Origin of the sequence: Sorangium sp. KYC3313 (genome assembly GCF_052075895.1) — a bacterium.
Lineage (GTDB): Bacteria > Myxococcota_A > Polyangia > Polyangiales > Polyangiaceae > Sorangium > Sorangium cellulosum_B.
The window spans coordinates 6,703,080-6,717,732 of record NZ_CP197255.1 but is presented as its reverse complement, the minus strand read 5'-3'; the positions used below and the strand labels follow the sequence as shown (position 1 = coordinate 6,717,732).

At 73.4% G+C, this 14,653-nt stretch carries 6 protein-coding genes; 3 read left to right on the top strand and 3 right to left on the bottom strand.

Going from position 1 to position 14,653, the window contains the following annotated elements:
- The first annotated feature begins 60 nt into the window (after window positions 1-60).
- Entirely contained in the window at window positions 61-744 is a 684-nt protein-coding gene (locus tag ACSRUE_RS26130; RefSeq protein ID WP_441285958.1) for a hypothetical protein, read from the top strand.
- Between the two features lie 64 nt (window positions 745-808).
- On the opposite strand, the gene ACSRUE_RS26125 is transcribed toward ACSRUE_RS26130, so the two are convergent.
- On the bottom strand, window positions 809-2,110 hold the full coding sequence (locus ACSRUE_RS26125) for a sigma 54-interacting transcriptional regulator (protein WP_437766909.1): 1,302 nt from the start codon (window positions 2,108-2,110) through the stop codon (window positions 809-811).
- Window positions 2,111-2,547: 437 nt separating this feature from the next.
- Between ACSRUE_RS26125 and ACSRUE_RS26120 the strand changes: the two genes are divergently transcribed.
- Window positions 2,548-4,890 carry a DUF1588 domain-containing protein gene (locus ACSRUE_RS26120; RefSeq protein WP_441285957.1) on the top strand — a complete coding sequence of 781 codons (2,343 nt, stop codon included), beginning with the start codon at window positions 2,548-2,550 and terminating at the stop codon, window positions 4,888-4,890.
- A gap of 8 nt (window positions 4,891-4,898) precedes the next feature.
- Window positions 4,899-6,173, top strand: coding sequence for a DUF1501 domain-containing protein (locus tag ACSRUE_RS26115; RefSeq protein WP_441285956.1), 1,275 nt, complete (start codon window positions 4,899-4,901; stop codon window positions 6,171-6,173).
- Window positions 6,174-6,282: 109 nt separating this feature from the next.
- Here ACSRUE_RS26115 and pbpC read toward each other — a convergent pair whose 3' ends face one another.
- Together pbpC and ACSRUE_RS26105 are read right to left on the bottom strand one after the other, a co-directional pair.
- On the bottom strand, window positions 6,283-8,868 hold the full coding sequence (gene pbpC, locus ACSRUE_RS26110) for a penicillin-binding protein 1C (protein WP_441285955.1): 2,586 nt from the start codon (window positions 8,866-8,868) through the stop codon (window positions 6,283-6,285).
- Window positions 8,869-8,871: 3 nt separating this feature from the next.
- The gene (locus tag ACSRUE_RS26105) at window positions 8,872-14,646 is read right to left on the bottom strand and encodes an MG2 domain-containing protein (protein ID WP_441285954.1); all 5,775 of its coding nucleotides are present in this window, start codon (window positions 14,644-14,646) and stop codon (window positions 8,872-8,874) included.
- Window positions 14,647-14,653: the final 7 nt, after the last annotated feature.

The following is a 14,653-nucleotide window of genomic DNA, read 5'->3' as shown; positions in this document are numbered from 1 at the left end:
CTGCCGCGGCGCGACGTGCGGTGTTGACGTGACGCGCGCTGGAGAGGGATGCTGCCAGACATGCGCGCCTTTCTTGCACTCCTCGCCTCCTCCATCGTCTTCGGGCTCGCCGCGAGCGGCGGCTGCTCGAGCAATGAAGCGACCGACACGACCTCGACGACGACGGCGGCCACGGTCGCCGGCGCCGGCGGCTCGCTCGGCTTCGGCTGCTTCGGCGGCAGCCCGGATGGGCGGTGTACGATCCTCGCCCAGGTCCCCGAGAGCTGCAGCTGCCCCGACTGCTCCGACACGGCGAGCTGCCTCGGCCGCTGCAACGACGACGGCGCCTGCGACATGCGGCCAGACGCCCCCGACGGCGAGGATTGCACCTGCCAGGACTGCGCGGGCACCGTCGCGGCCTGCAGCCCGAGGCGCGGGTGCAACGACAGCGAGGGGTGCAACGCCAACGAGGACTGCACCTGCCCCGACTGCACGGGCACCCCGCGGTGCACGGATCACTGCACGGACAACGGCTCGTGCGCCGAGTACTTCGAGGGGTGCTCCTGCGCGGATTGCCGCGGCGTGGAGCGCTGCGGCGGGGACCCGGCCACGACCACGGCCGCGGCCACGACGAGCAGCGGCGCGGGCGGCGACCCGACCGGCGGCGGCGGCGCGGGCGGCGGCCCGACCGGCAGCGGCGGCGCGGGCGGCGACCCGACCGGCAGCGGCGGCGCGGGCGGCAGCGGCGGCGCAGGCGGCGCCTAGGACACGCTCGACGCCCTCGCCGCTCCGCGCCCTCGCCGCTCCGCGCCCTCGCCGCGCCGAGCCCTCACTGCTTCGCGGTGAGCCCGTGCTTCCTCAAGAACATCCGCACGTGGTGGCGCTCCATGCCCGCGCGGCGCGCCATCTCGCTGACGTTGCCGCCTGTGGCGCGGATCAGCTCGCTGAAGTAACGCTGCTCGAACGCCGCGACGGCGCCCCGCTTCGCCTCGCCGAACGCCGACGTCGGCACGACCACGTCGCCGCCGCCCTCGAGCGGCAGGATCGAGGCGATCGCCTCGGCCCCGGGCGGCAGGCTCGCGGCCACGCTGGTGACGTTCATGAGCTCGCGGACATTGCCAGGGAAATCGTGCTGGCCGAGCGTCGTGGTGATGAGATTGACCATCTCCACGGCGCGCTCGGGGCACCCCAGGCGCTCGCAGACGCGCTCGACGAGCAGCGGGATGTCCTCCCGCCGCTCGCGGAGCGGCGGCAGCTCGATGCGCATCTGGGCGATCCGGAAGAAGAGGTCGCTCCGGAAGCGCCCGGTGTTCATGCTGCGGCCGAGGTCGCGGCGCGTCGCTGCGATGATCCGCACGTCGACGGGCTCGTAGATCCGCGACCCGACGCGCTTCACCTTCTGCTCGGTGAGCGCGCGCAGCAGCTTCGGCTGGAGATCGGGCGGCAGCTCGCCCAGCTCGTCGAGGAAGATCGTCCCGCCGTTCGCCTCGTGGAAGGCGCCGCTCCTCCGCTCGTTCGCCCCGGGGAAGGCGCCGCGCTCGTGCCCGAAGAGGAAGCTCTCGGCGAGCGCGCCCGGCAGCGAGGCGCAGTCGACGACGACGAACGGGCCGCCGCGCCGGCTCGAGACGTCATGGATGGCCTGCGCCGCGAGCTCCTTGCCCGTGCCCGTCTCCCCGGTGATGAGCAGCGAGAGCTCCGTCGAGGCCACCTCGCGCAGCAGGCGGAACAGGTGGCGCATCCGCGGCGAGGCGCCGATCAGCGGGCCGAAGCTCTCGTCGAAGCCGACGTCGACGCGCTCCTTGTCGAGCGGCTCGAAGCTCAGCACCGAGCCGCCGACCTGGATGGCGCACGCGGCCGTCAAGATCGCCTCGCGGATGCGGACCGTCGACACGAACGTCCCATTCTTGCTGCCGAGATCGCGGACGAGCACGCCCGGCCCCTCCGCGCGAAGATCGCAATGCGTCGAGCTGACCTCCGGATCGTCGACCACCACACCGCAGCTCGGATCGCGCCCCACCACGATCGGCGCGATGCCGATCTTGACGGGATCCCGGCCCGCCGACCGCAGCGTGCCGCCGCGAACAAACCACTGAACCGCGCGAGCGCGGGTCGCATCCCTCGTCGAGCTCATATCCAACGGTTATTCGATTTCCCTGGTCTTGACCACATCCACGCACGCCCCGCGCGCCCACGGGTGCGAGCGCCCACCTGGGCGCACCGGGTACGTGGCTTCCGGAGGAGCCACAGCCTCCTGTCGAAAAACTTCACAGCCACTAGAGGAATGGACGTGATCGACGAGAAATTCTGATCAAGCAATGTGCTGAGCGCATAGCGGGAGAGGCCCTCGAGAGGCTAGAGTACCTGGTCTACGCAAGCGATGAAGCGGGCGTTCGTCCAGCTCGCCTCATCGGGTGTCGATGGTCGATGAACGAGGACCCGACCATCGCGGGGCGGAGGCGCCCTGCGATAGGGCTGTCGGTGGGTTGGTTCTTTCAACGCGATTGGGGGCTCCGCTCTCCCGGTCCCCTCAACGTGGGAGTCGCGTGAGCGCTCCCGGCGAGGATGCTTATGCCGAGAATAGGATGGTCACTCCGGAAGCGCGCCGCGACGGCCCTGGGGCTCCTGGGGCTCTCCGCGGGCGCGAGCGCGCTCGCCTCCGTGTCCGCCGGTTGCAGCAGCGAGGCCGACGGCCCGTGCATCTCCGACGAGCAATTCTTCGCCGAGAAGGTGTGGGTCCCCATCCTCTCGACGAAGTGCATCGGCTGCCATAACCCGCAGGGGCAGGCGGCGGAATCCAAGCTGATCCTCGCCGGGAGCAGCGAGGCGGGGTTCCTCGACAAGAACCTCGCGACGTTCAAGTCGCTCGCCGGGCTCGAGCTCGGCGGCGAGTCGTACGTCCTCCTCAAGCCGACGAAGGCCATCGAGCACGGCGGCGGCCAGGTCCTCGCCTCGGACAGCGCCGAGGTCGAGGCGCTCCGGGCGATGGTGGAGCGCACGAAGGAGCCGTCGTCCTGCGAGACGGACGTCAACGCGTCCTTCGCCGGCGTGGTGATGAGCGGGCCCGAGGAGACGCTCCGCACGGCGAGCCTCGAGCTCGCCGGGCGCCTGCCGACCGAGGCCGAGGAGGAGGCCGTCGCAGAGAGCGGCGTGGCCGCGCTGGATCCGATCCTGGACCAGATGCTCACGGAGGAGACGTTCTATGTGCGGCTGAAGGAGATCTACAACGATCTCTTCCTCACCGACCGTTACCTGAACGGCGAGGAGGCCGTCGATCTGCTGCGGGGCGACGCGTACGATCCGAAGTGGTACAACAGCCTCCCGCAGGATCCGGCGCTGGTCGCGAAATACGGCGCGCGGGACCTGGAGGACGTCGCCAACAAGCTGAAGAGCTGGACGAACCGGGCCGTCGGGAGGGAGCCGCTCGAGCTCATCGCGTACATCGTGCGGAACGACAGGTCCTTCAAGGAGGTCCTCACCGCCGACTACACGGTCGTGAGCCCCTTCTCCGCCAGGGCGTACGGCGTGACGGCCGAGTTCGAGAACGACGCGGATCCGGACGAGTTCGTCCCGGCGAAGCGCGATCCGATCCCGCTCGCCGGCGTGCTCACCTCCCCCGTCTTCCTGTCCAGGCACCCGACGACGAACACCAACAGGAACCGCCACCGCGCGAGGATGGTCTATCAGTTCTTCCTCGGCACCGACATCCTGAAGACGGCCGAGCAGCCGCTCGATCAGACGAAGATCACCGACTTCAACCCGACGATGAACAACGCGGCGTGCACCGTCTGCCACGCCGCCCTGGACCCGCTGTCAGGCGGGTTCCACAGCTTCGACTCCGCGGGCCGGTACAGGGAGGACGACACCTGGTACGAGGACATGCGGCCGCCGGGCTTCGGCGCGGAGTCGGTGCCGTTCAGCGAGTTCCCGACCGCGCTCTCGTGGGTGGCGAAGCGCGTCGCCGACGACCCGCGCTTCGCGCTCTCGGCGGTCTATACGATGTACACCGGCCTCACCGGGCAACAGCCGCTCGCCGCGCCGACGAACGAGGATCCGGAGTTCAACGCCAAGTTCCGGGCGTACCTCGCCCAGTACCACGCGTTCAACACGATGGCGCACGACTTCGCCGACAGCGGCTACAACCTGAAGACGGTCGTCAAGGCCATCGTCAAGAGCCCCTATTTCCGGGCGCGCAACGTGGCGCAGGCGTCTCGGGGGGAGGCGCTCACGCAGCTCGGCGGCACGCGGTTCCTCGGGCCCGAGCAGCTGCACCGGAAGATCTGGGCGGTGACGGGGTATCCGTGGCGCCCGCGGGCGTTCGAGGACGACGGCAATCGCTACGACTTCCTGCTCCGGCGCGACGCCTACCGCATGCTCTACGGAGGCATCGACTCGCAGGACGTGATCCAGCGGATCTCGGAGCCGAACGGGATCATGGCCAACATCGCCGACCGGATGGCGAACGAGATGGCGTGCATCTCGGTGCCGCGCGACCTCTACCTTCCGCAGGAGGAGCGGCTCCTCTTCCCGTACGTCGAGACGACGTTCGAGCCGCGGGACACGAACGATTTCGACGTGCTGCCGGCCGTCGAGGGGATCAAGCAGAACATCCAGTACCTGCACAAGCGGGTGCTCGGCGAGTCGCTCGAGCTCGGCGATCCCGAGATCGAGCGGACGTACAAGGTCTTCCTCGAGACGTGGGAGGAGGGCAAGGCGGGCATGGCGAAGCCGGAGGGCGAGGAGGGCCGGCTCTCGAGGTCGCTGCCCGGCCCCTGCCAGGTGCACAACGACTACTGGACTCGAGAGGGGCTCCCCGACGAAGAGAAGCTCACGCGCGACGAGAACTACACGATCCGCGCGTGGATGAGCGTCATGACCTATCTCCTTTCGGACTTCAGGTTTCTTTACCAGTAGGAGCAGCCATGGAACGTCGAGATTTCCTCAAACTGGCATCTATGGCGGGCCTCGGCGTCGTCGCAGCGGGCGTGCTGTCGAGGGACGCCGCCGCGGCCGGCCCCTACGCGGGCCCGCTCTGGGTCCACATCCACGCGAGCGGCGGCTGGGACCCGACGAGCCTCTGCGATCCCAAGGGCGCGATGGACGAAGAGGAGCAGAAGACGCGGCAAGCGATGAACCGCAGCTACCTGCGCGAGGCGATCGGGACCGCCGGCAACCTCAAGTACGCGCCGGTCGGCGGCAACGACGCGTTCTTCAAGAAGCATTACAGCAAGCTGCTCGTCATCAACGGCATCGACACCGGGACGAACAGCCACGACGCCGGCGTCCGCAACACGTGGTGCGGCACGCTCCGCGAGGGCAAACCCGCCTTCGCGGCGCTCGTGGCCGGCGTCCACGGCGGCGCGCTGCCGATGGGGTTCATCAGCAACGGCGGCTACGACACGACGGCGAACGTCGTGGCCGTCACCCGCATACCCGACACCGGCCTCCTTCAGCGGCTCGCCTATCCGAACAGGATCGATCCGGGGAACGAAGAGAACCGCGAGCAGTACCACACCGACGCCACGATGACGCGGATCCTGGAGGCGCGGCAGGCGCGGCACGCGGCGAAGCTCGAGCAGCAGCGGCTGCCCCACGTCAAGCAGGCGATGAGCACGCTCTTCACGTCGCGCGTCGGGCAGAACGAGCTCAAGCAGCTCATCCAGTACCTGCCCGCGGAGTTCGAGAGCGCCTCGCTGCGGCGGCAAGCGCAGGTCGCGCTCGCGGCCTACCGCGCCGGCATCTGCGTGAGCGCCAACCTGTCGGTGGGCGGGTTCGACACGCACGGGAACCACGACGACAACCACATCCCGCGGCTCGACCAGATCTGCGACGGGATCGACTTCATCCTGACCGCCGCGGAGGAGCAGGGCATCGCGGACCGGATCGTCCTCGTCGTGGGCTCGGACTTCGGGCGCACTCCGGGCTACAACGAGGGCAACGGCAAGGACCACTGGAACATCACCAGCATGATCCTGGCCGGCGCAGGCATCGCGGGGAACCGGGTGATCGGCGCGACGGACGACCGGCACAACCCGCTCGACGTCGATCCGGTCACGCTCGAGCCCAAGGAGGGCGGCGTCCGGCTCAAGCCGGGGCACATCCACAAGGCGCTGCGCAAGCTGGCGGGGATCGCGGACGATCCGCTCGTGGAGCGATTCCCGCTCTCCGAGGAAGAAGACCTGCCCATCTTCGGGTGATGTGGCCCGCGGGCTGCGCGCCGCCCCACCATCGACGCCAGCGACCGCGGCGCGGGTGACTTCATCGGAGCCGGCGGGCGACGAGACGGGATGTCGCCTCGCCCGCCGCTCACCGCACCGAGAACGCGATCTCCTCGCCGGCGGCCGCTCCGTCCGCGTCGACGCGGAGCCGGTGCGCGCCGGCGACGAGCGGCCAGTCGAGCGCGAACGGCGGGCCGACCTCGATGGGGCGCCCGTCGAGCACGAAGCGCACGCGGGGCACGCCCGGAGGGACGTCGGCGCGCAGCCGGATCGCCTGCAGCGAGTTGATCGAGGGGTCGAGGACGAACCGGGCGCCGTCGGGCGGGTACGCGACGCGGACGCGCGCGCCGGCGCCGGCCAGAGCGGCGCCGGGCGCGCCGTCGAGCCCGGCGAGCGCGCCGCAGAGGGGCGACGCCGCGTCGGGCGCGAGGGGGCGGCCGGCGGCGCGCGCCCACGCGGTGAGCTCCGCGTCGTAGCGCTCGAAGACGCGCTCCTCGACCGCCGCGTCGGGGCAGGCCCCGGCGCGCAGGCCGTTGCGGCGATCGATGCGCACGGCCTCGTGCATGTCGCACGGCGAGAGCGCCGCGGCGTCGCCGCGCGGGAGGAGCTCGCGGCGGCGGTGCGGGCACGCGGCGGCCGGCCTCATGCCGGACAGGGCGCAGACCTCGACCTCGGCGAGCCGCTCGGGATCGGGCGGATCGAAGGGGCGCGGCGGCCGGACGCGCGCGGCGGCGAGCATGGCGTCGCGGAACAGCGGGCCCGCGCCGGTGATGCCGCTGACGCCGCCCATGGGCGAGCCGTCGAAGTTGCCGACCCAGACGGCGACGGTGACGTCGGGCGTGAAGCCGACCGCGATGTTGTCGCGGAAGCCCTTGGACGTGCCCGTCTTCGCGGCCACAGGGAACGGGAGATCGAGCGCGTTGCCCTCGCCGAACGACGCGAGCCGCGCCCGATCGTCGGCGAGGATGTCGACGATCACCCGGGTGCGCGCGGCGTCGAGGACGCGGGCGCCGCGCTCGGGGGGCGCCGCGGGCGCGTCGTGACCGCGGCGCGCGGACGGCACGGAGGAGGCCGCTTGCGGTGAGGTCGACGGAGGCGACGAGGGGGCGAACGAGCGCACCGCGCGCACCGGCAGGTAAAGGCCCCCCCGCGCGAGCGTGGCGTAAGCGTTGGCGAGGTCGACAAGGCGGACCTCGCCGTCGCCGAGCGCGATGGCGACGCCGTAGCGCGACGGCTCGCGATCGAGCGAGCGGAGGCCGAGCTCCCGGAGCCGCGCGAGGACGCGCTCGGGGCCGAGCGCGGCCGCCGCCCAGACCGCAGGGACGTTGTACGAGTTGGCGAGCGCGTCCCGCAGGCGGACGGGGCCGTGGAACCGGCCGTCGTAGTTCCGCGGCGCGTAGTTGCCGTCCGCCGTCGGGAACGAGAGCTCGACGTCGGGAAGGACGGTCGCGGCGGTGAACCCGAGCTGCTCCATGGCGAGCTCGTAGACGAACGGCTTCAGCGCAGAGCCGGGCTGGCGCAGCGCGAGGACGCCGTCGTTGTGGCCGAGCCCGGCGGCGTCGTCGATGTCGTGCGAGCCGACGTACGCGAGGATCTCGCCGGTCGCGTTCTCGATCACCACCACCGCCGCCGCGCCGACGTCGCGATCCGAGAGGCCGCGGACGGTCTGCTGCGCGAGGACCTCGATCTCGCGCTGGAGGCCGCGGTCGATCGTCAGCGTGATCGAGGTCGGCCGGCGCTCTACGATCCGCGACGCCGCGCCGAGGCCCTCGGCGGGGAGGCCCGCGCCCGGGCCCAGCGCGCCGCCGAGCACGGCGCGGACGAGGTGCGGCGCGCCGAGGCCGCCCCCCTTGGGGGCGAGCGCGATGGGCTCCGCGCGGGCGCGGGCCACCTCGGCCTCGCCGGCGAGGCCGGCCGCGAGCATGCGATCGAGGACGCGGTTCCTGCGGCGCTCGAGCGGCCCGGTGCCGCGGCGCGGATCGTACAGCGCCGGGCCGCGCGGCATGCTGGCGAGCGCGGCGGCCTCCGCGAGCGACAGGTCGCGCGTGGGCTTGTCGAAGTAGAAGCGGCTCGCCGCCTCGACCCCGCGCAGGCCCGGGCCGAACGCGACGCGGTTCAGGTACTGCTCGAGGATCTCGCGCTTCGAGAGCGACGCCTCGATGCGCAGCGCGAGCGCCGCCTCGCCGAGCTTGCCGCGCGCGGTGCGGGGGCGCGGGACGAGCGTGCGCGCGAGCTGCTGCGTGATCGTGGACCCGCCCGAGACGACGCGCCGCTCCGCCGCGAGCTGGCCGACGGCGCGCGCGATCGCGATCGGATCGACGCCGGGGTGGCGCGCGAACCGCTTGTCCTCCGCGGCCAGGAGCGCGCGCTGGATGCGATCGCCGGCCTCGGAGAGCGGAAGCCAGCGCGCGCGCGCGCCGTCTCCAGCGCGGAGCTCGCGGAGCACCGTGCCGTGGCGATCGAGCAGGACCGTGGACACGGCGTGGTCCTCGAGCGCCCCGAGCTCCGGCGGAAGCGGCGTGAGCGCCGCGAGGGCGGCGAGCAGGAGCCACGGCGCGACGGCGAGGGCGACCGCGATCTGCGCCGCGCGGCGGAGGATCCGCCGCGCGCGCGGGCCGGGGCGCGCAAGCCACCGCCCTGCGCGGCCGGGCCCTTCCGGGGAGCGCGCGCGCACGGCTCAGCGCGGACGCGGCGCCGCGTCCGGCCCTCGGCTGGAGACCTGGACCGTGACGGCGCCCGTCCGGCCGAAGACCTCGGGGCTGTACATCTCCTCCGCGCGCGCGGGCGGGACCACGAACGAGCCGAGCGTCGTGGCGCGCGCGAGGTACCGGTACCGGTACATCCCGGCGGCCATGTGGTCGACGAAGAAGAGGACGCGATCGTCGCGGATCTCGCGGACGAAGCGGCTCGGGTCGTAGAGGCGGCCGGTCGCGCGGAGGTCGTCCCGATCGGCGTCGGCGTCGTCCGCCTCGGCCTGGGCCTGGGCCTCCGCCGCGTCGACGTCGAGCGAGCGCGCGGACGTCGCGAGCCGCGCGTCGACCGCCTCGAGGCCGGCCGGCAGCGGATCGTCGATGACCACGAAGTCGCGCGGAGACGGCGTCACCACGACGATCTCGCCGAGCACGAGATCGCCGCCGGCGAACGCGACCGACGGGGGGGCCGCGCGCTCGCTCGACATGGACGCGCCGCCGACGACGGCGGCGAGGTCCTCGGGCGCGAGCGCGCGGAGCGACTTCTCGATGAAGAAGCCGCGGTCGAGCGCCCCCGCCGGGAGCTGCTTGCGCGCGTACCGGAGCCGCGCCTCGTAGAACAGGCGGCCGCGCCCGTCGACCGCGAACGCGAGCGGCGCGCCCCCGGCGCTCGCGAGCCTCGCCGCGGGGATCGACGTCTTGACCTGCTCCGTCGTGGGGCCGTGGAACGGCGCGGAGAACAGCTCCGCCTGCCCCAGGAACACCCGCGCGTCGAAGTCCGGCGCCGCCTTCTCCTGCGCCTTCCGGTACTGATCGAGCGCGAGCAGCGCCCAGGCCGTCTCCTGCGTGCTGCGCCACGTGCCCCCGCGGCGATCCGCGAGCAGCCCCGCCGCGAGCCGCGGCGCGAGCGGGTGCGCCGGCCGCGCCGCGAGCAGCGCCCGCAGCACGAGCGCCGAGGTGCGGGCCTCGGAGTCCATGAGGACCGCGTACGCGTCGCCGTGGTTGTGGACGGCCCGCGCGACCGGACCGTCGAGGCGCAGCGCGCCCTCGAGCTCGCGGACGAGCTGATCCACGGACGCCCTGTCGCTCTTGCCGATCACCATCGCGTGCGCGAGGAGCGCCTTCGAGAAGAGCGGCAGCTTGTCGCGCTCGTCGAACAGCTGGCTCGCGCGCCCGGGGTCGGGGGCGCCGCTCGCCGCGAGGACGTCGACGAGGAACGGCGCCGTCGCCCGGAGGAGCGGGTCGGCGCCGATCCGGTTGAGCTCCTGGCGCAGGTACGACGTCGCGCGCTCCACCGCGTCGGGCGGCACCGCGACCCCGTAGCGCCTGGCCTCGGTGAGGCCCCACAGCGCGTACGCCGTGGTCCACAGGTCCGCGCTGTCCGACTCGGCGAAGAAGCCGAAGCCCCCGTCCCCGCGCTGGTGCGAGAGGATCTCCCGGACCGTCTTGCCGATGACGGCCGTGAGGTCCTTCGGCAGCGCGATCCCGTAGGCCTTCGCGAGGTCGCGCAGCGACAGGAGCGGGACCATCCGGCTCGTCAGCTGCTCGGTGCAGCCGTACGGGTACTCGAGGAGCTGCTCCACGCCGCCGCCGAGGCCCACGAGCGCGGTCGGCGCGAGGCTCACCGTGAGCCCGCCCGTGTCGTCGCGGATCGCCGACAGGTCCCCGAGCCGCTCCGCGCTCGCCGTGGTGGTGTCGCCGTAGAGCGCGACGGCCTCCGGCGCCATGGGCGCCTTGATCTCGCGGTTCACCTCGACCACGTCCGACGCGCCGCCGCCGGTCGCGCGGAAGCGCAGCGTCGCGGGGCCGGCCCGCGGCGCCGAGAGCGCGAAGCGGACCTCGGCCGACCCGCCCGGCGCGAGCTCCACCGCGCGCTTGGCGCTGCCCGCGAGCGTCAGCCCCGACGCGGTGACCTCCACCTCGACCGTCGCCGGCTTCCCGAGCCCCTTCGAGGTCACGACCACCCCCGCGTCGATCGCGTCGCCCGCGCGGAGGAAGCGGGGCAGCGCGGGCCGGGCCATGAGCGGGCGGCTCGTCGTCACCCGGGACTCGCCGTAGCCGAAGCGATCGTCCTCGGCGGCCACGACCGCCATGACCCGGTACGTCGTGAGCGAGTCCGGCAGCTTGAAGCTCGCGTGCACCTGCCCGGAGGCGTCGGTGACGAGCGCGGGGTTGTAGTAGGCGCTCTGGCGAAAATCGCGGCGCACGCCCGTGCCGCCCTCGGCGCCGCCGCCGCCCGCGCGCCCCTTGTCGGCGCCGAGGTCGGCGAACGGGTTGCGCACGCGGGCGAGCGCCTCGCGCGTCTCGATCGTCGCCACCTTCAAGGGGCGCGGCGCGCCGAACACGGGGATCGGATCCGGCGTCGCGTAGCCCGTCAGCGACAGCACGCCCTCGTCCACGGCGTAGAGGGTGACCTCCGCGCGGGCGGGCTGGCCGGCGCGATCGCGGACGTCGACGTCCACGCGGATCGGATCGCCGGGGCGCGCGTCCGCCTTGTCGGCGCGGACGCGCACCGCGAGCCGCTGCGCCTCCGGGTTCACGCGGAGCGGCGCGTAGCCGAGGCGGAACGCCGGCGCCCCGACGTCGGGCCCAGGCGCCCCGCCCTTCCCCGGCGCGGGCTGCGGCTTCGTCCGCCCGCGCAGGAGCAGCACCGAGACGAAGGCGTTCGGCCGGAGGTCCTCCGTGATCGGGACGTCGATCACGGGCATGGCGCCCGACAGCGTCACCTTCCGGTGCGTGGAGATGCCGGCGCGCTCGACCGTGACCAGCGCGTCGGCGGACGCGAACGGCGACTTCACGATGATGCGCGCCGTCTGTCCGATCTCGTAGCTGTCGCGGTCGGGAACGAGGTCGACCTTGAGCTCGTCGCTGTCGCCGAAGCCCCCGCCGCCCTCGCCGAGCGCGTAGACGCCGGCGGCGGCGCCGACGGGGTTGCCGCGGCGGTCCCTGGCCGTCGCGTGCAGGAGGTAATAGCCCCCCGACGGGACCGTGAGCTCGCAGCTCCGCGGCGCCGCCGCCGTCGTGACGCCGCACCGCGCGACGACCTTGTCGACCGGCGCGCTCACGCTGCGGTACGCGCTGCCGCTCTCCTCCCGCGCGAGCGTCCACGTCCGGTGCACGAGCTCGACCCGGACCGCGACCTGCGCGACGCGCGCGCCCTTCGGATCGACCGCGAGGATCTCCGGCCGCAGCACGTCGCCCGCCTTCGCGAAGAGCTCGGGCTCCTTGAGGGCGACGTAGAACTCGGCCGGGTGCACGAGCGCCGTCGAGCTCCCGGCGATCGTCTGCCGCGACACGTCGGTGACCGACGCCTCGCACGTGACGAGCTCCGTGCCGCGCTGCCCGGGCATCGAGAGCGCCGCGCCGATCGCCGCCTGCCCGGCCGCGTCGAGCTTCTCGCGCGCGCTCTGCACCTCGAACTCGCGCGGCGCCTGGTCCCGCAGCGCGTAGGTGAGCTCGTCCTCGCGGACCGTGAACCCCTCGATCCCCGGCGGCGAGAACGACGCCGGCGCGCGCGTCACGGAGAGCGATGCCTCCGCGTTCGTCATCGGCGCCCCGAACAGGTAATCGCCGCGCGCGGTCCAGCGCGCCTTGTCGCCGCGGACGTAGCTCGGCCTGTCGCTCTCGACGCCGACCTTGAACTCGGCGGGGCGGTACTCGGCGACCTCGACGCTGCCCGTCACGTCCGGCCACCCCGCCTCGCCGCCCTGGACCGTGGCGGCGAGGCTGTACGTGCCGAGCCGCGCGCTCTCGGGGATCTTCACGTCGGCCGAGAACGTGCCGAAGGCGCCGAGCGTCGGGGAGAGGGAGACGAGCGCCTCGCCGTCCGGCCCCTCGACCTTGAGCGCGACGCTCTTGCCGGCCGGCGTCCTCGCCCCGCGCGCGCCCTCCTCGCGGAAGATCCCCTTCACGCGCACCGTGTCGCCCGGCCGGTAGATGCCGCGATCGGAGAACATCATCCCGAACGGGCGCGCCTCGCTGAAGTCGGACGACGCGCCGAAGCGCCACCCGTCGAGCGCGTCGGCGACGCTCCGGTACGTCCAGTCGTCGCCCGCGCGCGCGAAGACCACGCTGCGCCCGAGCGTCGTCGTGGCCTCCGGACCGCGCGCCGTCGCGGGGACCACCGCGAACCCCTCGGCGTCGGTGGACACCGCGGCAGGCGCGGGCGCGCCCGGGGCCCGGATCCACACGCGCGCCCCGGGCACCGGCGCGCCCGTCGACAGGCGCGTCACCCAGACGAGCGAGCCGCTCGGCGAGACCTTCGCGCTGATCCCGAGGTCGGTCACCTGCGCGATCACCGCGGCGGACGCGGTGCGCGCGTGCCGCGTCCCGGGCCGGGCGGTGTAGCTGATCCCTATCGCGAGCGGCCCGCGCTTGCCCTCGCCGCCCAGCACCTCGGCGGCGCGCACGAGGTGGGTCGCCGGCGTGTTGGCCGCGGCGGCCGGGCGCAGGACCGTCTGCTTGCCGGAGGGCAGCGCCGCGATCTCGCCCATCTTCGGGCTGCGCCCCGGGCTGTGCGGATCGCCCTGGAGCGCGAGGATCATCTCCTCGGTCATCGCGCCGACCGCGAGCGAGAGCTCGCGCACGTTCACGGACACGACCGGGATCTCGCGGCGCTGGGCCGGCTCGAACACGCTCCCGACGAGGCCGATCTGCGCCTCGGGCCAGCGATCGTCGAAGGCGATCTCCTCGGTGACGACGCCGGCCAGCGCCTGCCCGTGCACGTCGCGCAGCCCGGCGGCCACGCGCACCCGGTAGCTGCGACCCGGGGCGAAGGCGCCGCCGAGGGGGATGTGGCTCGTGGGCTCGTCGTCCTCGATCCACGACGGCCACAGCAGCTTGACGGCGGGCTCCACCGAGATCGCCCGCTTCGCGTCCGCGAGCTTGATGGGGTTCGAGAAGGCGAGCGTGAACCCGCCGTCGGCCGCGCAGCGCCCCTGCGGCGTGTCGCGATCGCACTGGGGGCGCAGCGCCCGGAGCGGCCCGTAGGTGCGGTACGTGAACCGCTGCTCCTCACCGGCCGGCAGCGGCCCTTCGCGGCCGCGGAGGCCCTCGTCCACGGCGATCTCGATCTCGCTGTCGCGCGGCAGCGGCGCGCGGGGGACGAGCTCGGCGAGCATCTCGTTCTTCGCGTCGGGGCGCCGCACCTCGAACGCCACCTTGTCTTTTCGATCGCCCGCCGTGAGGGACGCGCGCCGCGCGATCTCCGCTGTGTCGACCGGCTGGTTGAACCGCAGCTCGAACCGGGCCTCCGGCTTGAGGTCGTCCTTGCCCGACCAGGGCTCGACGCGCGCGACCGCGGGCCGCTCGGTGCGGAAGGTGAAGGAGTACGGCTCGGCGAGCGCGCTGCCGTCGAGCGCGCGGGTGCCCGCCGGGACCTCGACGGTGAACTCCGTGCCGCGCGGCAGGCGCCCTTCGGGGACGAACGTGAGGCCGCTCGTGCCGACCCAGCGCCAGCGTCCAGGCGCGGACGGCTTCAGGACCGCGGGCGCCGCGGCCTCGCTGCCCGCGAGGTCGAGCGACCGCATCGGCCGGTTGAAGACGAGGCTGATCTCGGCGGGGCTCGTGGTCTGCCCGCGGGGCGCGCCGAACACCACCGCGAACGGCCCTGCCGCGGCCTTTCCGCCCGCATCGAGCGCTCCGGGCGCGAGCGTCCCTCGGGGCGGGACGTTGGGGGCGCGCGCGCCCTGAACGCACGCCAGGCTGAGGGCGATGACCGCGAGAACGGCGGGCGCAGATCGGAGGCGCGGAGCGACGGGCATGGCCGCG